We start from the raw sequence: 18,785 nt of genomic DNA, 5'->3' as shown, positions 1-18,785 counted from the left end.
GGGGGAAACGCGAATGCACACAGCTCTGTCGGGACGTAGCCGGATTTCGGGGCTGGAGGTCTACCTGCCACCTACGCGGCTGGACACCGCCGCCGTCGAACGCCGCATAGCTGACAACAGCCCCGGTTTCAGGGTCCCGAACGGCCTCATTGGCAGGGTGACAGGAATCCGGTCCCGGAGTGTCATGGCCGAGACGGAGCAGGCCTCGGACCTGGCGGCCAACGCTGCCGGGAAGGTCCTGGCGGAATGCGGGCTCCAGGCTCCGGACGTGGACCTGCTCATCTTCGCCTCCGCCAGCCAGGACATGGTGGAGCCGGCTACTGGGCACATGGTTGCGGCGAAGTTGGGGCTCTCCTGTCCCGTGATGGATGTCAAGAATGCCTGCAACAGCTTCCTTAACGGCATGGAAGTTGCTGACGCCTTGATCGGCGGCGGACGCTACGCCCGGGTTCTGGTGGCCACCGGGGAGTCGCCTTCCAGGGCGGTGCGGTGGTCGGTACCGGATTTCCAGACTTTTGCCTCCAGCTTTCCCGGGTACACCATGAGCGACGGCGGCGCTGCGGTGTTGCTCGAGGCCGTGGAAGAGCCCGCCGCTGCGGCAGAGGGCGCTGCAGCGATCCTGGCCACAGCCTTTACGGCGCGCAGCAGCCACTGGTCCGTAGGGACCTTGGCAGCCGGTGGTTCGGCGTTTCCCCGTGATCCGGAGGCCAGCTACTTCAGCATGGACGGAGAAAAGCTCAAGGATGCTTTCCTGGACCTGGGCTCCGGGATCCTTGACGAGACACTCGCACGTTTGGGCCTTGCCTGGACGGATTTCGCTGTGGTGTGCGTGCACCAGGTCAGTGCCCCGTACAGGCAGATCTTCGCCGAAGGCGCCGGGGTGCCCGCTGAACTGCTGGTCCATTCCGTGGAGGACTTTGGCAACCTCGCCTCGGTCAGCCTCCCGCTGCAGTTGAAGCTCGCTGTTGACAGCGGCCGGGCTGGCCCCGGTGATCTCGTGGCGTTGGTCGGATTGGGTGGTGGCGTGAGCCTCGGGATGGCGGTGGTGAGGCTGTGAGCCCGCTGGAACAGGGCAACGGACCTGCGAGCCAGGCGCCCACCCGGCCCTTGTGCATCGCCATGCCGATGCTCAACGAAGAGAAGCTTGTCCGGCAGGCACTGCATTCCCTGGCCGCCCAGTCGTTCCAGGACTTCACCGTGGTGGTGGTGGATAACGGCTCCACCGACCGCAGCTGCGCCATTGTGGAGGAGTTCTCAGCAGAACATCCCGCGATGGACATCAGGTTGGTGCACGAAGCCGAAAAGGGAACCGGCGCCGCGGCTGACACCGGCATGGTCTTTGGGGTGGAGCACGGGGCTCGATGGCTGGCCCGCACTGATGCCGACTGCCTGGCCGCTCCGGACTGGACTGCCCGCATCATGGCCGCTTTCGACGACGGCCTGGAGCTGGTGGCGGGCCAATTGAATCCCCGCGAAGACGAAGGGATCACTTCCCGTGAACGGCTCATGATGTTGTTCGCCGTCGAAGTGGCTTCCTTCTTTGGTCGTATCCGCCCCGGCAACAAGGGCGAGGGCTACCTTGGCCCGTACCAGATGCTTCCCGGCTGCAACATGGCCATCACGGCAGAGATGTACCACCGCTCAGGCGGTTTCCCCAGAACCAAAATCGAAGACCTCCACGAGGACCGCGCTTTATCCAACCGGGTGCGAAAGCTGACCCGGAACTACGCACTGCGACGCGACGTGGTGGTGTTCGGTTCCTCCCGCCGGGTGAAGGCATGGGGATTGAAGAACACGCTCGCGTGGTACGCGGACCACCGGTACCGGCCTGAACACGTGGACATCCGGTGACGGCCGTACTTGCCGTGGGCAGCCGGCAGAACACGGCTGAGCGTTGGGAGCGCCGTGTCCATCTCGGAGCCCACCCGGTGCTGTATCCCGTCATCCGTGGATTGGGTGGATTGCGTCCTGTGCTGAGGCTCCCTGGGGTAGGGGTGCTGGTCAGCGAAGCGGGCCTGGTGCGTGAGGTGTTGATGAACCAGGAACTCTTCGTGAAGAACGGACCTTCGGGCTCGGGGGCGCTGTGGACTCCGGTTGTCGGGCGCAAAGCACTGGTGAATATGGACGGCGAGGAGCATAGGTTGCTGCGCCGGCGTCTCGGGGACCTCTTCACTCCCCGTTCTGTTGAAGGCATCGTCGAACCGGCGGCGGTCGTGCTGAAGAATCGTGTTCATGCCGGGTTTGAAGCGCATGGCCGGGTGGACCTTGTGGACTGCGTCAAGGAACTGGCCGGTGGCGTCATTTCCCGGCTGCTCGGGGTACCTGAGGATGCTCCGGGAAGGCTGGCTGACAGGGAGCTTTTCGATCTCGGGTCCTCCATCTCGTCCCTTGTCCGCCTGGGCCGGCCTACACTCACTGAACGGCAAGTGGCCAAAGGGAAGTCCGCCGTCGCGATTTTGGCCGGACCTGTCCGGACGGCCTACAGGGAAAGCGATCCCGACACCTTCCCCGGCAGGCTGCGTGAACTGGGGATGTCCGAGGACGAGGCCATGGGCATCATCAGTGCGTTCGTCATGGTGGGCACCGAAACGCTGGTGTCGTTCGTGCCCAGGTTGGTGGCCTTGCTGGCTGACAGCGGGCGCCTCAGCGAACTGGCCGGCGACCGGTCCGCAGTTCCGGCCGCGGTCAACGAGGCCTTACGCTTCACCGTCCCCTCACCCATGATGCTGAGGGACGCAGTGGCAGACGGGGCAATCGGAGGCACCAAGGTTCGCGCCGGAGACCGGATCCTGCTCTCAACCATTCACGCAGCCAAGAGCCTTGGCGGCTTTGATCCGTCCCAGGCAACTCCACAGCAGGCACGCCAACTCTGGTTTGGCGCCGGTCCGCACTTCTGCATCGGCATGCCGCTTGCCATGGCCGAAATCAATACGACGCTGGACCTGCTGCTGGACCTCTATGCCCAACGGCCCTGGCACATCGCCGGGCGCCACGTCAGCAGGGGCGTGTTGATTCCCGGGTACAGGAAGTTGGAGCTGGCCAATGCCTGAGGAGACCACCGAACAACCGTTGATCACCATGGACCTGATCACCGCCGTCTACGCAGCAGCGGAAAGGGTTCCTGACCGTCCCGCCATCACAGCTCCGGGCAGAAGGCAGCCTCCGTGGGCCAGGCGCGGAAATGACGGCGTCCGGCCCGGCCGTACCGTGACCTACCGCCGGTTGGTGGATGGCATTGAGGCCACAGCGCGTCGACTGCAGGATGACGGATTCGGAACAGGGGAGCGGATGCTCTTCTCGGTCCGCCCCAGTCCGGAAGCCTTCATCCTGGCCCTTGGAGCTGTCCGGGCAGGTGGCTCCGTGGTGTTTATCGATCCCGGCATCGGGCCTTCGCTCTTCCGGGACAGGGCGGAGCTGGCTGCGCCGCGCTGGGCCGCATCCGAATCGCTCCTGTATGCCCTGAGTGCGCGAAGCCCGCTTCGTCCGATTGCCCGGGGCCGCGGGCTGCTCCTCCCCGATTACGGTGCCATGGATGTCCGCCACTATTACTCAGGACCATGGCTGCCCGGCGTCCCGCGTGGCGCCTCACCTGTGAAGCGCCTTGCGGCACCGATGGCCCAGCGACAGGAAGCCGACCGCGCAACTGGGAAGGTGACCGGGCAGGAAGCCGTAATCATCTTCACCTCAGGCACCACCGGATCGCCCAAAGGGGTCATCCACACCAGGGGCTCGCTTGCCGCCGGCTTCGGGCAGCTGTCCACGCGATGCACGTTCGGTGAGGGCGACCGGATCCATTCCGAACAACTCATGATGGGACTTCCGGCCCTGATTGCCGGGGCGCACTGGACCATGCCAGGCTACGGTTTCTCTGCGCACATAGACCCGCTGCGTCTCGCTGGCGAGTTGGGCGCCGTGGCCGGTAAAGAGACAGCCTACGACGCCGCGACCCACCTTTTCCTGGTGCCCTCGCAACTGGCCCCTATCCTGGATGCCATCGAAGACGGCTCCGTGACGCTCCCCGGAACGCTGAGGACAATAATGCTTGGGGCCGCGCCCATACTTGCACCGTTCCTGCAACGGGCCATGAAGCTCCTGCCTGGCGTCGGCTTCAAACTCATCTACGGCATGACCGAGGTGCTTCCCATTGCGATCGCAGACGGTCGGGAGAAACTGGCCTTCGCCTCCGGGGCCGAAGCGGAGTTCACCGCTCCCGATGGCAGCGGCGAAGGTGACTTCCTCGGGGAACCGCTGCCCGCCGTCGGAATCTGGGTAGCAGCCGACCACGAACTGTTCGCCCGCGGTCCGAACATGTGCCACGGCTATTTGGGCGAAGACCCCATGGTGGAGCACGCCACCGGGGACCTGGTGCGGCTGGACCATGGGTCATCGGGCGTGCCCCGGCTGGTCATGATCGGGCGAAAGAAAGACATGATCATCCGGGGGAAGACCAACATCTATCCAGCCTTGTATGAGCCAGTGATCTCCGCTGTGCACGGCGTACGGCAGGCGGTCATGGTCGGAGTTCCGGACAGCATTGGAGACGAAGCCGTGTGGCTGGCAGTCGTCCCCGATCCGGATGAGCCTGCCGCTGCGCTGGAGTCCCGGCTGGCCAGGGAATTACCCAGGATCATCGACGAGTCAGCGCTTCCGGACCATATCGAGGTACTGGAGGCCATTCCGTCCACGGGGAGGCATCGCAAACCTGACCGGGTTGCACTGCGGAAGATGTTCGCTGGGCAATCTGCCCAGAGGAAAGCCACATGAAGATCGCAGTAACAGGCGCCACCGGGTTCATTGGTGGAGCTGTGGCCACCGCTGCCGAAGCCCGTGGTTGGGACGTGATCCGTTTTGCCCGCCGTCCGGGAAGGGGCCTGCGCTACTGGGACCTGGCGGGTCTGCCGCCGGCTCGGATCCCGCAGGTGGACGCCGTTGTCCACGCTGCCGCCCACGTGGCCGACTGGGGAGATGGTGCAACCTTCCACCGGGCAAACGTCCTGGGGACCAGGGCCGTAGCCGAAGCTTTCGCCGGTACGCGCCTGGTGCACCTCTCGAGTTCCAGCGTCTATCCCTGGTGGGAGGCATGCGTGGACCGGGCCGAGGAGGACGTGGCTTTCCGCCACCTCAACGCCTATGGACGCAGCAAGGCGCTCGCCGACGTGGAAGCCAGAAGGCACGGCAATGCCGTGGCCCTGCGTCCCCATGGTGTCTACGGCCCGGGGGACAGGACCCTTTTGCCACGGCTGGTGGGCAACATCCACGGAGGCCGTCTGGTGAGCGTGGGGCACCCCGGGGTGAAGCATCAACTGACGCACCTGGAGAATTTGGTTGAGGCCGTCCTGGCTGCCTGCCAATCAACGGTGCGGGGAGCTGTGAACGTGGCGGATGCCGAACCGGTGGAGCTGGGGGCCATACTGCGCCAGGTCCTGGACGTTTCAGGCCACAGCAACGTCCCGATCGCCTATCTTCCGGAACCTGCGGCAATGGCGGTCGCGGCTGTTTCAGAGACAACTTCACGCCTCACGGGCCAGACTCCGAGGCTGACCCGCTACGCCGTGAGCCAGGTCGGCAAGGAGCGGACCTACCGTTTGGACCGCCTGCGCAACGAGCTGGGAATCAAGCCAATTTCGACCACGGTCTCCGATGCGGGAAAATGGTTGAAGCATGGGGCCTGATCGGTCCCAACCGCAAACCTTCCAGAGGAGAACATGGCGTTCGGTCAGCCCCGCATTGAATATAAGAGCAACGAGCAGATGCGCACGATGCACCAGGCCGGGCTTGTCCTGAGCAGTGCATTGGACGCTGCCGTTGCGGCTGCCAAGCCCGGCGTCACCACGAAAGACCTGGATGATGTTTTTGCGGCTGTCCTCAACGACGCCGGAGCCAAGTCCAACTTCCTCGGGTATCACGGGTTTCCTGCCACCATCTGCACTTCCGTCAACGAGGAAGTGGTCCACGGCATCCCCGGCGGGCGCGTACTTCAGGACGGCGACATCATCTCCATCGACGGCGGCTGCATCGTTGACGGCTGGCACTCCGACTCGGCGCGGACAGTCATAGTAGGCGCCGCGGACCCCGAAGACCAGCGTCTTTCGGACGTCACCGAGGCCGCCATGTGGCGGGGAATCGCGGCCCTGGCGAAAGGGAAGTTCGTGGGGGACATCGGCAATGCGATCGATGATTACGTATCCTCGGTCCCCGGCAAACCCCTGGGCATCCTGGAGGACTACGTTGGCCACGGCATCGGTTCCGAGATGCACATGGCACCGGATGTCCTGAACTACCGGACCAGCCACCGCGGTCCCAAGATCCGGCCGGGACTTTGCCTGGCGATCGAGCCCATGCTGGTTCGCGGTGATATCGAAACTGCGACCCTCGACGACGACTGGACAGTTGTCACTACCGACGGCAAGCGCTCCTGCCAGTGGGAGCACTCTGTGGCCGTGCACGAAAAGGGCATCTGGGTGCTGTCGGCCCCCGATGGCGGCGCGGAGCAGTTGGTGCCGCTCGGCGTCGTGCCTGTCCCGATCCCGTAACAGCTGCAAAAGAAGAGCGGAGCTACCCAAGTAGCTCCGCTCTTCGTTTGTCTTAGAGGGTGTGTAGTAAAGGGTCAGGACTTCAGCTTCGGTTTGACGTCCTTGGTGTAGATGCCTTCAAGCGTCTTCTTCAGCTCGGTCATGGTGGCCTGGACATCGCCCTGCTGCGTGAGGATTTTCGCTGCGGACTTGGCCATTTCCTGATCTGCGCCCGGCAGGAACACCCGGGCGTTGTCCTGGACCTTGGTGGCAGCGAGCTGGTCCATGGCTGTCTTGATCTGCGGCGTGGCCGCGAGGACTGCGGACATGTCGGCCGAGAGCCTGGTGGGCATGTAGCCAGTGGCGGCGGAGAAAGCCGCGGTGTTCTCCGGTTCAGTCATGAACTTGAGGAACGTTGCGGCGGCAAGCTGTTCTTCCTTGGTGATGCCACTGGGGATGCCCAGGCCCGCACCGCCGGTGGGGCAAACGCCGCTGGGGGCCTCGGGGCCGCCAGGGAGGAATCCGACGCCCACGTTGAACTTGGCTGCCTTCAGGACTCCGAGGAGCGAACCCGTGGAGGAGATAGTGGACGAGGTGATGCCGGCGGCGAAGTCGTCAGCTGCCTCCTTGGAAGACACTCCGGCCCAGCCATCCTTGTAAATGGAGTCCTGGGCCCACTGAAGGGCTGCCACGGATTCCTTGGAATCGCAGGTGATGTCCCAGCCCTTGGACCAGGCGCCGCCCCAACCCCACAGGTTGTTCTGCAGGGTCCATCCCGCATAGCCGGCCAGCGCGGGATAGATGTAGGCGTATTGCGCTCCGGAGGTGGCCTTGAGCTTGGGCGCCCACTCCGCGAATTCCTGCCACGTGGCCGGTGCACGGTCCGGGAGGCCCGCTGCCCTGAAGTGGTCCTTGTTGTAGTAGAACAACGGGGTGGACCGGCCGTAGGGGAGGGCCCACTGCTTGTCGTCGTACTTGTAGTCGTCCACCAGTGACTTCTGGAAGTCGTCGATCTTGATGTCCAGCTGCTTCACCAGGCCATCGATCGGGATGATGCTGCCGTTGGAGAAGTAGCGGAACCACCAGACATCGGACAGGACAACCAGCCCGGGCAGGCCGGTCTTGGCCGCCTGGGAAGTCTGGAACTTCTGGGCGATCTCTTCATAGTTGGCTCCCGCGGTCACCAGGTTCACCTTGATGTCCGGGAACTTGGCCTGGAACTTCTCGATGATCGCCTTCTCAACGTCCTGGGACTTGCCGGGGTGGTTGGTCCAGAAATCGATGGAGGCTGCGGGTTTGATGCCGGTGAAGTCGATCTGTCCGGTGTCGACGACCGACGCCGGGCCCGCCGTCGACGGTCCGCCGCATGCGGCGAGTGCCGCCGCTCCGGCTCCGAGGCCCGCCAGTCCCAGGAAATGGCGGCGGTCAAGGTTGGTGCGCATGATGCTTCCTCTCAATAACGTACTTCGATGCGAAATGGTGCGGTGGAGAATTTCAGCCGGTGACACTGCCTTGGGTCAGCCCGGCAACGATGTAGCGCTGGAGCGCGGCGAACACCAGCAGGATCGGAACGATCACCAGGACGGCACCGGCCATGAGGATTCCCCACCCGGCACCGTTGCCTTCAGAGTTCTGCAGCAGTGTCAGGCCCACCGGCAGCGTCATCGTTTCGGGCCGGTCCGTGATGATGAGGGGCCAGATGTAGTCGTTCCATTCACTGACCACGGTCACCAGGGCCACAGTCGCGATGGAGGGAACGGAGACCGGAACGATGATCTGCCACAGCCTGCGCCAGTGCCCGGCTCCATCAATTTCTGCCGCTTCAAGGATCGACGGCGGCAGGGTCAGGAAGTGTTGGCGCAGGAGGAAGGTGCCGAACGCCGTGCCGAGCCCGGGAAGGATGATGCCCCACAAGGTGTTCTTGCCGCCCATCCCCGCAATCAGGATGTAGTTGGGCAGGATCGACACCTGTGCCGGGACCATGAGGGCCACAAGGATCAACACGAAGATCCCGTTCTTGAAGGGAAAGCGCACGAACACCAGGGCATAGGCCGTGAGGATCGCCAGGACAACTTTGACTGACGAGCCCACCACGGTGACGATCAGGCTGTTGGCGAAGAACTGCGCGAACGGAACGGTGGTCATCGCCGTGACGTAGTTCTGCAGGTTCAATGATTCGGGAAGGACCTTCAGATCCATGGTGACGATTTCGCCGGGCTGCTTGAAGGAACTCAGGAGCATCCACAGCAGCGGGAGGAAAACCACCAGCGTGGCAATGACCAGCGGGACGTACCCCGTTGCCACTGTCTGGAGGAGATTGGATGCGGACAGGGGGCGGTCCAGCGGAGCGGGCTGTTGGCCGTTTTCACGCACGACGGCGGGTGCTGGGGCGCTCATGAGTAGTGGACCTTTCGTTCAACGAACCGCAGTTGGAGGACAGTGATCACCAGCAGGATGGCGAAGAGGATCACCGAGATCGCGGCTGAATACCCTGCCCTGTTGTAGGCCCCGAAGGCCTGCAGGTACGCCTCGTAAATCAGCGTGCTGGTTCCGTTGCCCAAGGGGGTCATGATGCGGATGAGGTCGAATGCCTGCAGCGAGCTGAGCATGGTGGTGATGAGCAGGAAGAACGTGGTGGGCGAGAGCAGCGGCAGGGAGATGTTGAAGAACCGCCGGACACTGTTGGCCCCGTCCAATGCCGCAGCCTCCATCACATCCCGGGGAAGGGACTGCAACCCGGCCAGGAACACCACGGCGCAGTAGCCCAGGTTCTTCCACACGTAGACGATGATGACCATCACGAGCGAGAGCTGGGGATCGTTGATCCACTGCGGGCTCTGCTGGCCGAGTCCGCGAAGGATCCAGGCCAGGACCCCGTATCCGGGATCGAAGATGAACAGCCACACCAGCCCCACACCGACTCCGGAAAGTACATAGGGCGCGAACACCGCGGAACGGGCGAATGTGGTGCCGCGGACTTTCGAATTCAGGGCCAGGGCCACCAGCAAGCCGAGGATCATGGAGCCGCCAACGGTGAGCACGGTGAAGATCGCCGTGGTGCCCAGGACTTTGGAAGCGTCCTCGCTGGTGAAGAACGTCACGTAGTTCTGCAGCCCGACCACCGTGGCCGAGGCCGAGCCGAGCGTCCAGTCGAGCGTGGAGTAGTAGATGTTGTTGATCAGCGGCCAATAAGTGAAGGTTCCAATCAACACCAGGTTCGGTAGGGCCATGGCCAGGAACACCACGAAATCCTTGCGGCTGCGACCGGACCAGCGTCGTCTTGGCTGATCGGCCTTGGTTTTCGCAGTGGGTCCGTCGGGCGGTGTTGCATTTGCCCGGCCTGGCCGGACAGCGGGCGCGGCGGTGCTGTTGTGCGTCAAAGGGACAGTCATCTATTACTCACGGTTTCGGCGAATGCGGGGCGCCTGCTCCCTGCCAGGGGCGGCGAAGACAGGCTTAGCTCACCACATTGGAGTGCTCCGCCGACGCCAAAATGAACCTCCGTAGCGATAGTTGTCTTACACTTCCGGGCTCGTTTACCAAGCGTTCCCCTCAAGTTCGTATTTGAGGTTCGGCTACCGTTTCGCAGTCGGGTCGCGGGTGGAGAATGGAGCCATGACGGCAATCACCGATGTTCCGGGTATACGGGTTGGGCACGTGCAGAAGAGCGACGACGGGTGGCTGAGCGGGGTGACGGTGGTCCTGCCGCCAGTGGGAACCGTTGGTTCGGTTGACGTGCGTGGCGGGGGCCCGGGAACGCATGAGACCGACGCCCTGGACCCGACCACGTTGGTTTCCACGGTGGACGCTGTTGTCCTGACCGGTGGGAGTGCGTTCGGATTGGTGTCGGCTCATGGTGCGCAGCGCTGGTGCGAAGAACAGGGACGCGGCTTTGCCGTCCCGGGGACCGTGGTCCCGATTGTTCCCGCTGCGGCCATCTTCGACCTCGGGCGCGGTGGCGACGTGCACGCAAGGCCCGACGCCGACATGGGCTACCAGGCAGCCGCCGCAGCGTTCGCCTCAGGCGACCATGCCGCCGTCGAACGCGGAAACGTGGGTGCCGGCACCGGAGCCGTCATTGCCCGCGGCCAGTACAAGGGCGGAGTGGGCACTTCATCCATCACGCTGGACGGTGGAATGGTCGTCGGTGCGATCGCTGTGGTGAACGCGCTCGGGACGCCGGTGGTTGGTCCGCTGGGCCGGGCGCCAGGCCCGGAAGGCCCGCCACAAGGTCTCAACACAACGCTGGCGGTGATCGCTACGAATGCCGTCCTTGATGTTGCCGAGTGCAAACGGACTGCGTCGTCTGGACATGCCGGGCTGGCTCGGGCTTTGGATCCGTCCCATACTTTGGCGGACGGTGACACTGTTTTCGCTTTGGCGACGGGCGCCGTCGCGCTTGACCGCAGTACCGAGCAGGCGCGGCAGGTATCGCTGATAACCCTGCAAAGTGCGGCGGCGGAAGTAGTCCGGCTGGCCATCCTCGACGGCGTTGCGTCCGCCGAAAGCATCACGACGGCGGGCGGCCACTTCCCGGCATTCCGGCCTGCGGGGGAGTGACGGCGGGCTGCACGTGCGCTACCATGGTCGGATTTAACTTTCCAGCCTGATTGGCGTAGAGTTATTTGTTGGTTGTCTGTGCAGCCGCGCCCTTTTTGGTGTCGTGGTTCCAAGACGGTCAAGCAAACAAAAAACGTCCGCTGGATCTTCGGTGCCTAACCGGAGGACGGTGGCAAACAACAGTTAGCGGAGGATATGGCCAAGAAGGACGGGGTCATTGAGATCGAGGGCGTTGTGACTGAGGCTCTGCCCAATGCGATGTTTCGTGTTGAGCTCACCAATAAGCACGTCGTTCTCGCACACATCTCTGGGAAGATGCGTCAGCACTACATCAGGATTCTCCCAGAGGACCGGGTAGTGGTGGAGCTGAGCCCATACGACCTCACACGTGGTCGTATCGTCTACCGCTACAAGTAAATTGCTGGGCGGCCAGGCAATAGTGCCGAGCCGCTCCAGCAGATCAACTGCAAAACACGCAAAGGAACGCCATGAAGGTCAAGCCGAGCGTCAAGCAGATCTGCGACAAGTGCAAAGTGATCCGCCGTAACGGCCGGGTCATGGTGATCTGCGAGAACCCGCGCCACAAGCAGCGCCAGGGCTAATTCCCCTTCCGGGAATCAGCGCCCGCAAGGGCAAACCTGGGTTGCTAGCCCACGCAAGTAAATAAAGGCAGCACAAGCTGTGCCAGGACTGCATTACAGAGCCTGGTCAGCGAACCCCCGGTCGGAGGCTGGGGCCACACGGACTGTGTGGGTGTACTGCCTACGACCTCCGGTTTATTCAAGGAGTACCGCCAATATGGCTCGTCTCGCTGGCGTAGACATTCCCCGCGAAAAGCGGTTGGAAATTGCGCTTACTTACATCTACGGCGTGGGCAAGACCCGTGCACACGAAACCCTGGCTGCCACCGGCATCAGCGCTGACGTTCGCGTCAAGGACCTGACTGACGCCGAACTGGTTCAGCTGCGTGACTACATTGAAGGCAACTACAAGGTTGAGGGTGACCTTCGCCGCGAGGTAGCCGCTGACATCCGCCGCAAGGTTGAGATCGGCAGCTACGAAGGCCTGCGCCACCGCAAGGGCCTGCCCGTACGCGGACAGCGTACGAAGACCAACGCTCGTACCCGTAAGGGCCCGAAGCGCACCGTCGCCGGCAAGAAGAAGGCCGGACGTTAATCCCTCGGGATTGACCTGGTTTTCCCCCGATAACTTTCTGTAGGAGAAACAATGCCCCCGAAGACTCGTGGAGCGGTTCGTAAGCCGCGTCGCAAGGATAAGAAGAATATTGCGCTTGGCCAGGCGCACATCAAGAGCACCTTTAACAACACCATCGTGTCCATCACGGACCCGAACGGTGCTGTTATCTCATGGGCTTCCGCCGGTGAGGTTGGCTTCAAGGGCTCGCGTAAGTCCACCCCGTTCGCTGCCCAGATGGCTGCCGAAGCTGCTGCAAAGCGCGCTCAGGAGCACGGTCTGCGCAAGGTTGACGTATTCGTCAAGGGCCCGGGCTCGGGACGCGAAACCGCAATCCGTTCGCTTCAGGCCGCTGGCCTCGAGGTTGGCTCCATCCAGGATGTCACCCCCAGCGCCCACAACGGTTGCCGCCCCCCGAAGCGTCGCCGCGTCTAATTAGGTCTTCCCTGCCTGACCGGCCGGGCCTGCTATGGATGGTTTTTCCGTCCATCAGCATGGCCCGGCTGGTCAGGCTGGAAACCGAAGCCGATTTCCACCACCTGTGTTGCGTCATATAGCGGATGCTCGCCGAAAGGAAACCTAAGTGCTCATTGCACAGCGCCCCACCCTGTCTGAAGAAGTTGTATCCGAGAACCGCTCCCGTTTCATCATTGAACCGCTGGAGCCGGGCTTCGGTTACACCCTCGGAAACTCCCTCCGCCGTACCCTGCTCTCCTCCATCCCCGGTGCCGCTGTAACCAGCATCCGGATCGATGGCGTGCTGCACGAGTTCACCACGGTTCCGGGTGTCAAGGAAGATGTCACCGAGATCATCCTGAACATCAAGAACCTTTCGGTTTCCTCCGAGCACGATGAGCCGGTTGTTGCTTACCTGCGCAAGCAGGGCCCCGGAGTCGTCACCGCCGCGGACATTGCTCCGCCGGCCGGCGTCGAATTCCACAACCCGGATCTGCACATTGCCACTCTGAACTCGAAGGGCAAGTTCGAACTCGAACTGACCATCGAGCGCGGCCGTGGCTACGTTTCGGCAGCTCAGAACAAGTCCGGCGACTCCGAGATCGGCCGTATTCCGGTCGACTCGATCTACTCGCCGGTCATGAAGGTAACTTTCCGCGTGGAAGCTACCCGTGTTGAGCAGCGCACCGACTTCGACAAGCTCATTGTCGACGTCGAGACCAAGCAGGCCATCGCCCCGCGCGATGCCGTTGCTTCCGCAGGCACCACCCTGGTGGAACTGTTCGGTCTGGCCCGTGAGCTGAACACCGCAGCTGAAGGTATCGAGATTGGCCCGTCGCCGACGGACGCTGCCCTGGCAGCGGACATGGCTCTGCCGATCGAGGATCTGGACCTAACGGTCCGTTCCTACAACTGCCTCAAGCGTGAGGGCATCCACACCGTGGGTGAACTCGTTGCCCGCTCCGAGGCTGACCTGATGGACATCCGTAACTTCGGTGCGAAGTCCATCGACGAGGTCAAGGCAAAGCTCGTGGAACTGGGTCTGTCCCTCAAGGACTCCCCTCCCGGTTTCGATCTCGCAGCCCGCGCCGCAGCCATCGAAGAGGACGACGCCGCGTTCAGCGACGACGAGCTCTAAACAGCAGATCTTGGCCGTCAGGTCCAGCAATGGACCTGACCGGCTCACATAACAGGAGAAATAACTATGCCTACCCCCACTAAGGGTCCGCGCCTCGGAGGCGGCCCGGCTCACGAGCGCCTGATGCTCGCGAACCTGGCAGCTGCTCTTTTTGAGCACAAGCGCATCACCACCACGGTCACCAAGGCCAAGCGCCTCAAGCCGTACGCAGAGCGTCTGGTCACCTTCGCCAAGCGTGGCGACCTCGCTTCCCGCCGCCGCGTTCTCGGCCTGATCAGCGACAAGGGCGTTGTCCACGAGCTGTTCACCGACATCGCCGGCGCCGTTGCCAACCGCGATGGTGGCTACACCCGCATCACCAAGATCGGCAACCGCAAGGGCGACAACGCTCCCATGGCTGTCATCGAGCTCGTCCTCGAGCCGGTTTCTGCGAAGCAGGCCGTCGTTGCTGAAGCAACCTCTGCTGCTGCCAAGGCTGCTCCGGCTGCCGAGGAAGAGGTCGTTGAGACCGAAGAGGCTCCTGCCGTCGAGGCAGAGGCTGCTGAAACCGAAGAGGCTCCGGCCGCTGAAGCCGAAGCTGCTGACGCTGAAGTTGCTGAGACCGAAGAGGCTCCGGCCGCTGAGGACAAGAAGTAATTCACTGAATTCTTCACAGTAGACTTAAGTCTATGAACGAACGAAAACCCGCTGCCCCCGTTTTGGGGGGCGGCGGGTTTTTGCGTGTCCGGCTTGATCTTTCCTACGACGGCGGACCATTCAACGGCTGGGCGTTGCAGCCCGGGCTGCGTACCGTGCAGGGTTCCTTGGAAGAGGCACTGGCGCTGTTGTTGCAACGACCCGTCCGCGTTACTGTTGCCGGCCGGACCGATGCCGGCGTTCACGCCCGCGGCCAGGTGGTCCATCTTGACGTCACCGAAGCCGAGTGGCTCTCACTGCCGCGTGGCCACGAACTTGATCCCGCCGTCGCCCTTTTGCGGCGCCTCCGCGGAGCCTTGAGCCGCATCCTCGGCGACCTCACCGGTGCAGTCGAAGTGCACGACGCCGGTCTGGCGCCGGAGGGTTTTGATGCTCGCTTCTCGGCGTTGTGGCGCAGGTACAGTTACCGGATTGCCGACGGTCCGGGAAGGTGGGACCCGGTGCTCCGTGGCATCACGCTGTGGCACAAGGCGTCCTTGGATGTTTCCTTGATGAACCAGGGAGCCGCGGCCCTTTTGGGACTGCAGGATTTCCGGTCTTACTGCAAACCGCGGGAAGGTGCCACCACCATCCGTGAGCTGCAGAAATTCTCGTTTAGCCGGGGGATCGATGGCGTCATCGTAGCTACCGTTCAGGCTGACGCTTTCTGCCACAACATGGTTCGCTCGCTGGTTGGTTCGGCCCTGCGGGTGGGGGAGGGGCTTGAAACTCCTGAGTGGCTGCATGAGCGGCTGCTGGAACGAAAGCGCGATGCCAAGTCCGTGCTGGCTGCGCCTCATCCGTTGGTCCTGGAAGAAGTGGCCTACCCGTCGGACAGCGAGCTGCTTGCCAGGGCTGAACTGACGCGGGCGCGGCGGGAGTAGCTTTCCTGTCCTGTTGTACCGGGACGATGTGCCCCGGACGTTGGAGGACCCCCTCCCGGCTCTGGGTACCGGAAGGGGGCCGTTGTGGCACTCCGTGGTCTGGGATCCGCGAAGTGCCGGTCTATTTCCCGAGGGCAGGATCAGCCAAAAGCCTGGATGATCCTGATGGCCGCGGGACCCAGAAGGACTATGAACAGCACCGGGAAGATGCAGAACAGCAAGGGAAAGAGCACCTTGACGGGGAGCTTCATCGCCCGCTCTTCGGCGCTCTGCCGTCGCCTGACGCGTGCTTTCTTGGCCTGTGCTCGAAGCACGTTGGCGATGCCGATCCCGTATTTGTCGGCTTGGATCACTGCAAGGACGAAACTACGGATGTCCGGAACGGCGCATCGTTCGGCCAGGGCTTCATAGGACTCCTGCCGGGGGCGTCCCACCTGGATGTCTTGGAGCGTGCGCATCAGTTCCTGGGGCAGGGGACCGGCTCCTTGTACGGCCGCCCGTTCCATCGCCGATTCGAACCCGAGGCCGGCCTCAACCGAAATCAGCATTTGATCGAGGGTGTTCGGGAACTCAAGTTTGATGGCCTCCTGCCGTTTGATCCCTGTGTTGTAAATCAAGAGATCGGGAAGGAAGTACAGAAAGATGGTCAGGAAGAGTCCGAGCCCGACCATTGCCGGCCCGGGGCTGAGGAGAAACAGGAAAACGCCGCCGAATGCTCCGGCCAGCGCCAAGGCGGGCTTCAGAGACATGAGCTTAGGCAGGGGCATCGACATCGGGCGCCCAGCCAGGGCAAGCCAATGGTCCAGCTTGGCCTCGTAGCTTCCAGGAGTCAGCTTCCTGGCAACACCCAGAAGCAGCGGTGGGCGCCGAAGACTCACACCGCCACTTTGCGTGAAGCCGGAACCGAGGTTGCCCTGAATGGCAACAATGCCCTTCCGGTCAATGCTGAGCAACGACCAGGCAAAATAGGCTAGTGGAAGAATGATAAGGGCGATAATCAGCCATGCAAAGGGAGTCATGAGCCTTGTCTCCTAGAACTTGATCTTTACGGTGCGGCTCATCCAGAAGCCTCCGACGGCGAACAGGATCACGCTGAGAACTATCAGGGCAATCCCAAGAGGGTGGCCGGTGAAGAGTTTCAGGTACCCGGGGTTTAGCACTGACATGAAGATCCCTACTGCCACAGGGAGAATCATAAGAACCACGGCTGAGATCTTTCCTTCAGCGCTCAAAGCACGCACGTGCCCCTTGATCTCGCTGCGTTCACGGATGGTTCCTTCAACCTGCTCCAAAACCTCGGCCAGGTCACCGCCCACTTCACGGTTGATCTGGATGGCTTGGCCAATCCAACGGAAATCTTCGCTGTCCATCCGCGCAGCGCAGTCCTCGATAGCCTGACGTGCGTCTTTGCCGACCCTTACTTCGTTGACGATGCGGCTTAGTTCTTCTGATGTCGGAGCCTGGGATTCCTGGCCCGCGGCTTGCATGGACCTCATGATGCCGTGTCCCACCCGAAGGCCGCCGATCAACATCTGAATGGTGTCGGTCAGTTGTCCCTCGAATTTGGCGCGCCGTTTCTGCGTTTTGGTAACCAGCACGAATTTCGCCAGGAACGGCACCGATAGCGCCAAGAGGATACCCACGAAGACGTTGACGATGAGGCTGCCCAGAACTGCTGTCACTACTGCACAGGCAACAACCATGACCATGAAGTCTGCCGGAGCCTGATTGACTCCGGCGAGGTAAAGAACCTCCCGATTGAACGGTCCGCCCGAGCGTCCCAAGGCCGTGTCCATGAAGCGTACGGCGGTCTCGGAGACCAGGCCTACGGCTGAACTGTCGTTTGAAGTTTCCAGGCGCCGCCGCTCAAGGGGAATACTGTCGCGGCGCGGTTTCAGGACAATCACGACCAGAATGAAGAGAGCAACCACGCATAGAGCGACGGCGAAGATAAACAATCCTGGTGATTCCACTGTTACCGCCTCCCTGTGGGCATCGGGGCGACGCCGAAGGCCGCGGGCGATACCTGGATCCCAAGTTCAGCGAACCGGTCCAGGAAACGAGGGCGAATGCCGGTCGGGATGGCCTTGCCCAAGAACCGGCCTTGAGCGTCCAAACCGGCCGAGTAGTCGAAGAGGAAGACATCCTGCAAGGTCACGACGTCTCCTTCCATGCCCTGCACCTCAGTGACGTGGGTAATACGGCGACTTCCATCGCGCAGGCGGGTGACCTGAACAATGAGATCCACTGCCGATGACGCTTGTTCGCGGATCGCCCGGAGCGGAAGGTCCATACCGGCCATGAGCACCAGCGTCTCCAGACGGGCGATCGCGTCGCGGGGAGAGTTGGCATGCACGGTGGACAGCGATCCATCGTGGCCGGTGTTCATGGCCTGAAGCATGTCCAGGGACTCACCCCCGCGAACCTCGCCCACGATGATCCGGTCCGGACGCATACGAAGGGAGTTCCGAACCAGGTCTCGAATGGTGATGGCACCCTTGCCTTCGATGTTCGGTGGCCGGCTCTCCAACCGGACCACATGTCGCTGCTGCAGCTGCAGTTCTACCGCGTCCTCGATGGTGACGATACGGTCCGATTCGGGGATGAAGGATGACAGCACATTGAGCAGCGTGGTCTTGCCGGTGCCTGTGCCACCAGAGACGATGACATTGAGCCGGGCCCGGACGCACGCACTCAGCAGCTCTGCCATCTCCGGGCTCATCGATCCCCAGTCGATCAGGTTGCGAACAGTCAACGGAACATGGCTGAACTTCCTGATGGTCAGGGAGGGTCCGTTGACCGCCAAGGGAGGGATGATCGCGTTGACACGGGATCCGTCTTCCAGCCTGGCGTCCACCAACGGCGAAGATTCATCGATGCGGCGTCCAACCTTGGAAACGATTCGTTCGATGACCTTCCTCAGATGATCATCCGAGCTGAACTGGAGTTCAGTGAGAGCCAGATGACCGTGACGCTCCACGTAGATCTGATCGAACCTGTTCACCATGACTTCCGTCACTGAGGGGTCCTCCAACAGCCTCTGAAGAGGGCCGTAGCCCATCACTTCGTCGGAGATCTCCCGGATGAGTCGACGCCGTTCCTCCGGTGTAAGGGGTACTTGCTCGTCGTCGATAACCGCTGAAAGTTCCTCCACGGCGAAGGAGCGGAGGTCTTCTTCCGAAGATGAAGTGTCGCCCAAGCGGCTTCCTATGCGTTCAAAAAGGGAAGCTGCGGCACGTTTCTTGAGTCCCGCCAATGCATCCACGGCCGGGGCCGTTGGGGCACCCCCCAACATCGGAGTTGAAGTCGAAGGGCGGCCGGCCCAGTCGGCCCCGTCGACCACTGCCGGCGGCTGCGAATCACCCG

At 62.5% G+C, this 18,785-nt stretch carries 20 protein-coding genes; 14 read left to right on the top strand and 6 right to left on the bottom strand.

All coding sequences use genetic code 11. From position 1 onward, the window contains the following. Positions 1–13: 13 nt before the first annotated feature. Genes PJL15_RS08300 through map form a run of 6 tightly spaced genes read left to right on the top strand, consistent with a single transcriptional unit; the run spans position 14 to position 6,533 of the window. Positions 14–1,057 (top strand): 3-oxoacyl-ACP synthase III family protein, encoded by a 1,044-nt coding sequence (locus PJL15_RS08300; RefSeq protein WP_281450699.1) that lies wholly within the window; start codon positions 14–16, stop codon positions 1,055–1,057. Beyond that, positions 1,054–1,851 carry a glycosyltransferase family 2 protein gene (locus PJL15_RS08295; protein ID WP_281450698.1) on the top strand — a complete coding sequence of 266 codons (798 nt, stop codon included), beginning with the start codon at positions 1,054–1,056 and terminating at the stop codon, positions 1,849–1,851. The genes PJL15_RS08300 and PJL15_RS08295 overlap by 4 nt, the downstream gene beginning before the upstream one ends. Continuing rightward, positions 1,848–3,050 carry a cytochrome P450 gene (locus PJL15_RS08290; RefSeq protein ID WP_281450697.1) on the top strand — a complete coding sequence of 401 codons (1,203 nt, stop codon included), beginning with the start codon at positions 1,848–1,850 and terminating at the stop codon, positions 3,048–3,050. Before PJL15_RS08295 ends, PJL15_RS08290 begins: the two co-directional genes overlap by 4 nt. Next, complete coding sequence (locus tag PJL15_RS08285) at positions 3,043–4,764, top strand: class I adenylate-forming enzyme family protein (RefSeq protein ID WP_281450696.1); 1,722 nt, start codon at positions 3,043–3,045, stop codon at positions 4,762–4,764. Before PJL15_RS08290 ends, PJL15_RS08285 begins: the two co-directional genes overlap by 8 nt. Then, entirely contained in the window at positions 4,761–5,672 is a 912-nt protein-coding gene (locus tag PJL15_RS08280) for an NAD-dependent epimerase/dehydratase family protein (RefSeq protein WP_281450695.1), read from the top strand. The genes PJL15_RS08285 and PJL15_RS08280 overlap by 4 nt, the downstream gene beginning before the upstream one ends. Positions 5,673–5,705: 33 nt before the next feature. After that, on the top strand, positions 5,706–6,533 hold the full coding sequence (gene map / locus PJL15_RS08275) for a type I methionyl aminopeptidase (protein WP_281450694.1): 828 nt from the start codon (positions 5,706–5,708) through the stop codon (positions 6,531–6,533). A 74-nt stretch (positions 6,534–6,607) separates the two neighbouring features. Here map and PJL15_RS08270 read toward each other — a convergent pair whose 3' ends face one another. The 3 genes from PJL15_RS08270 to PJL15_RS08260 are packed head-to-tail and all read right to left on the bottom strand — an operon-like array spanning position 6,608 to position 9,904. Then, entirely contained in the window at positions 6,608–7,954 is a 1,347-nt protein-coding gene (locus tag PJL15_RS08270) for an ABC transporter substrate-binding protein (protein WP_281450693.1), read from the bottom strand. 52 nt (positions 7,955–8,006) lie between these two features. Then, a complete protein-coding gene (locus tag PJL15_RS08265) occupies positions 8,007–8,909 on the bottom strand; it encodes a carbohydrate ABC transporter permease (RefSeq protein ID WP_281450692.1) in 903 nt (300 codons plus the stop codon). Next, the gene (locus tag PJL15_RS08260; protein ID WP_281450691.1) at positions 8,906–9,904 is read right to left on the bottom strand and encodes a carbohydrate ABC transporter permease; all 999 of its coding nucleotides are present in this window, start codon (positions 9,902–9,904) and stop codon (positions 8,906–8,908) included. Before PJL15_RS08260 ends, PJL15_RS08265 begins: the two co-directional genes overlap by 4 nt. A gap of 223 nt (positions 9,905–10,127) precedes the next feature. Between PJL15_RS08260 and PJL15_RS08255 the strand changes: the two genes are divergently transcribed. The 8 genes from PJL15_RS08255 to truA all read left to right on the top strand — a co-directional run bounded on the left by PJL15_RS08255 (position 10,128) and on the right by truA (position 15,419). After that, positions 10,128–11,072: a P1 family peptidase gene (locus PJL15_RS08255; protein ID WP_281450690.1), complete on the top strand. Its 945-nt coding sequence runs from the start codon at positions 10,128–10,130 to the stop codon at positions 11,070–11,072. A 195-nt stretch (positions 11,073–11,267) separates the two neighbouring features. Continuing rightward, positions 11,268–11,489 (top strand): translation initiation factor IF-1, encoded by a 222-nt coding sequence (infA, locus tag PJL15_RS08250; protein WP_011775571.1) that lies wholly within the window; start codon positions 11,268–11,270, stop codon positions 11,487–11,489. A 71-nt stretch (positions 11,490–11,560) separates the two neighbouring features. Then, the gene (rpmJ, locus tag PJL15_RS08245) at positions 11,561–11,674 is read left to right on the top strand and encodes a 50S ribosomal protein L36 (RefSeq protein WP_011775570.1); all 114 of its coding nucleotides are present in this window, start codon (positions 11,561–11,563) and stop codon (positions 11,672–11,674) included. A 196-nt stretch (positions 11,675–11,870) separates the two neighbouring features. Continuing rightward, complete coding sequence (rpsM, locus tag PJL15_RS08240; protein ID WP_011775569.1) at positions 11,871–12,248, top strand: 30S ribosomal protein S13; 378 nt, start codon at positions 11,871–11,873, stop codon at positions 12,246–12,248. Positions 12,249–12,299: 51 nt separating this feature from the next. Then, positions 12,300–12,701, top strand: a complete 402-nt coding sequence (gene rpsK / locus PJL15_RS08235) for a 30S ribosomal protein S11 (RefSeq protein ID WP_014922380.1) — start codon at positions 12,300–12,302, stop codon at positions 12,699–12,701. Positions 12,702–12,849: 148 nt separating this feature from the next. After that, entirely contained in the window at positions 12,850–13,860 is a 1,011-nt protein-coding gene (locus PJL15_RS08230; protein ID WP_011775567.1) for a DNA-directed RNA polymerase subunit alpha, read from the top strand. Between the two features lie 66 nt (positions 13,861–13,926). Further along, positions 13,927–14,496 carry a 50S ribosomal protein L17 gene (rplQ, locus tag PJL15_RS08225; protein WP_281450689.1) on the top strand — a complete coding sequence of 190 codons (570 nt, stop codon included), beginning with the start codon at positions 13,927–13,929 and terminating at the stop codon, positions 14,494–14,496. A gap of 32 nt (positions 14,497–14,528) precedes the next feature. Beyond that, on the top strand, positions 14,529–15,419 hold the full coding sequence (gene truA / locus PJL15_RS08220) for a tRNA pseudouridine(38-40) synthase TruA (protein WP_281450688.1): 891 nt from the start codon (positions 14,529–14,531) through the stop codon (positions 15,417–15,419). Positions 15,420–15,559: 140 nt separating this feature from the next. On the opposite strand, the gene PJL15_RS08215 is transcribed toward truA, so the two are convergent. From PJL15_RS08215 to PJL15_RS08205, 3 genes are read right to left on the bottom strand one after another with little or no spacing between them, the layout of a single operon-like run. After that, positions 15,560–16,438: a type II secretion system F family protein gene (locus PJL15_RS08215; protein WP_281450687.1), complete on the bottom strand. Its 879-nt coding sequence runs from the start codon at positions 16,436–16,438 to the stop codon at positions 15,560–15,562. A gap of 12 nt (positions 16,439–16,450) precedes the next feature. After that, positions 16,451–17,392 carry a type II secretion system F family protein gene (locus tag PJL15_RS08210; RefSeq protein ID WP_281450686.1) on the bottom strand — a complete coding sequence of 314 codons (942 nt, stop codon included), beginning with the start codon at positions 17,390–17,392 and terminating at the stop codon, positions 16,451–16,453. 2 nt (positions 17,393–17,394) lie between these two features. Beyond that, positions 17,395–18,714, bottom strand: coding sequence for a CpaF family protein (locus PJL15_RS08205; RefSeq protein ID WP_281450772.1), 1,320 nt, complete (start codon positions 18,712–18,714; stop codon positions 17,395–17,397). Positions 18,715–18,785: the final 71 nt, after the last annotated feature.

This window comes from Paenarthrobacter nitroguajacolicus (assembly GCF_029952445.1).
In the GTDB taxonomy this organism is placed as follows: domain Bacteria; phylum Actinomycetota; class Actinomycetes; order Actinomycetales; family Micrococcaceae; genus Arthrobacter; species Arthrobacter nitroguajacolicus_B.
The sequence above is the reverse complement of the archived record's forward strand: the minus strand, read 5'-3'. Positions and strand labels throughout refer to the sequence as shown.

Coding starts and splice junctions, on each gene's coding strand:
- PJL15_RS08300 (WP_281450699.1), top strand. CDS start 14: ATGCACACAGCTCTGTCGGGACGTAGCCGGATTTCGGGGCTGGAGGTC.
- rpsK (WP_014922380.1), top strand. CDS start 12,300: ATGCCCCCGAAGACTCGTGGAGCGGTTCGTAAGCCGCGTCGCAAGGAT.
- truA (WP_281450688.1), top strand. CDS start 14,529: ATGAACGAACGAAAACCCGCTGCCCCCGTTTTGGGGGGCGGCGGGTTT.
- rpmJ (WP_011775570.1), top strand. CDS start 11,561: ATGAAGGTCAAGCCGAGCGTCAAGCAGATCTGCGACAAGTGCAAAGTG.
- infA (WP_011775571.1), top strand. CDS start 11,268: ATGGCCAAGAAGGACGGGGTCATTGAGATCGAGGGCGTTGTGACTGAG.
- PJL15_RS08215 (WP_281450687.1), bottom strand. CDS start 16,438: ATGACTCCCTTTGCATGGCTGATTATCGCCCTTATCATTCTTCCACTA.
- PJL15_RS08265 (WP_281450692.1), bottom strand. CDS start 8,909: ATGAGCGCCCCAGCACCCGCCGTCGTGCGTGAAAACGGCCAACAGCCC.
- PJL15_RS08260 (WP_281450691.1), bottom strand. CDS start 9,904: ATGACTGTCCCTTTGACGCACAACAGCACCGCCGCGCCCGCTGTCCGG.
- rpsM (WP_011775569.1), top strand. CDS start 11,871: ATGGCTCGTCTCGCTGGCGTAGACATTCCCCGCGAAAAGCGGTTGGAA.
- PJL15_RS08280 (WP_281450695.1), top strand. CDS start 4,761: ATGAAGATCGCAGTAACAGGCGCCACCGGGTTCATTGGTGGAGCTGTG.
- rplQ (WP_281450689.1), top strand. CDS start 13,927: ATGCCTACCCCCACTAAGGGTCCGCGCCTCGGAGGCGGCCCGGCTCAC.
- map (WP_281450694.1), top strand. CDS start 5,706: ATGGCGTTCGGTCAGCCCCGCATTGAATATAAGAGCAACGAGCAGATG.
- PJL15_RS08285 (WP_281450696.1), top strand. CDS start 3,043: ATGCCTGAGGAGACCACCGAACAACCGTTGATCACCATGGACCTGATC.
- PJL15_RS08205 (WP_281450772.1), bottom strand. CDS start 18,714: ATGTTGGGGGGTGCCCCAACGGCCCCGGCCGTGGATGCATTGGCGGGA.
- PJL15_RS08255 (WP_281450690.1), top strand. CDS start 10,128: ATGACGGCAATCACCGATGTTCCGGGTATACGGGTTGGGCACGTGCAG.
- PJL15_RS08270 (WP_281450693.1), bottom strand. CDS start 7,954: ATGCGCACCAACCTTGACCGCCGCCATTTCCTGGGACTGGCGGGCCTC.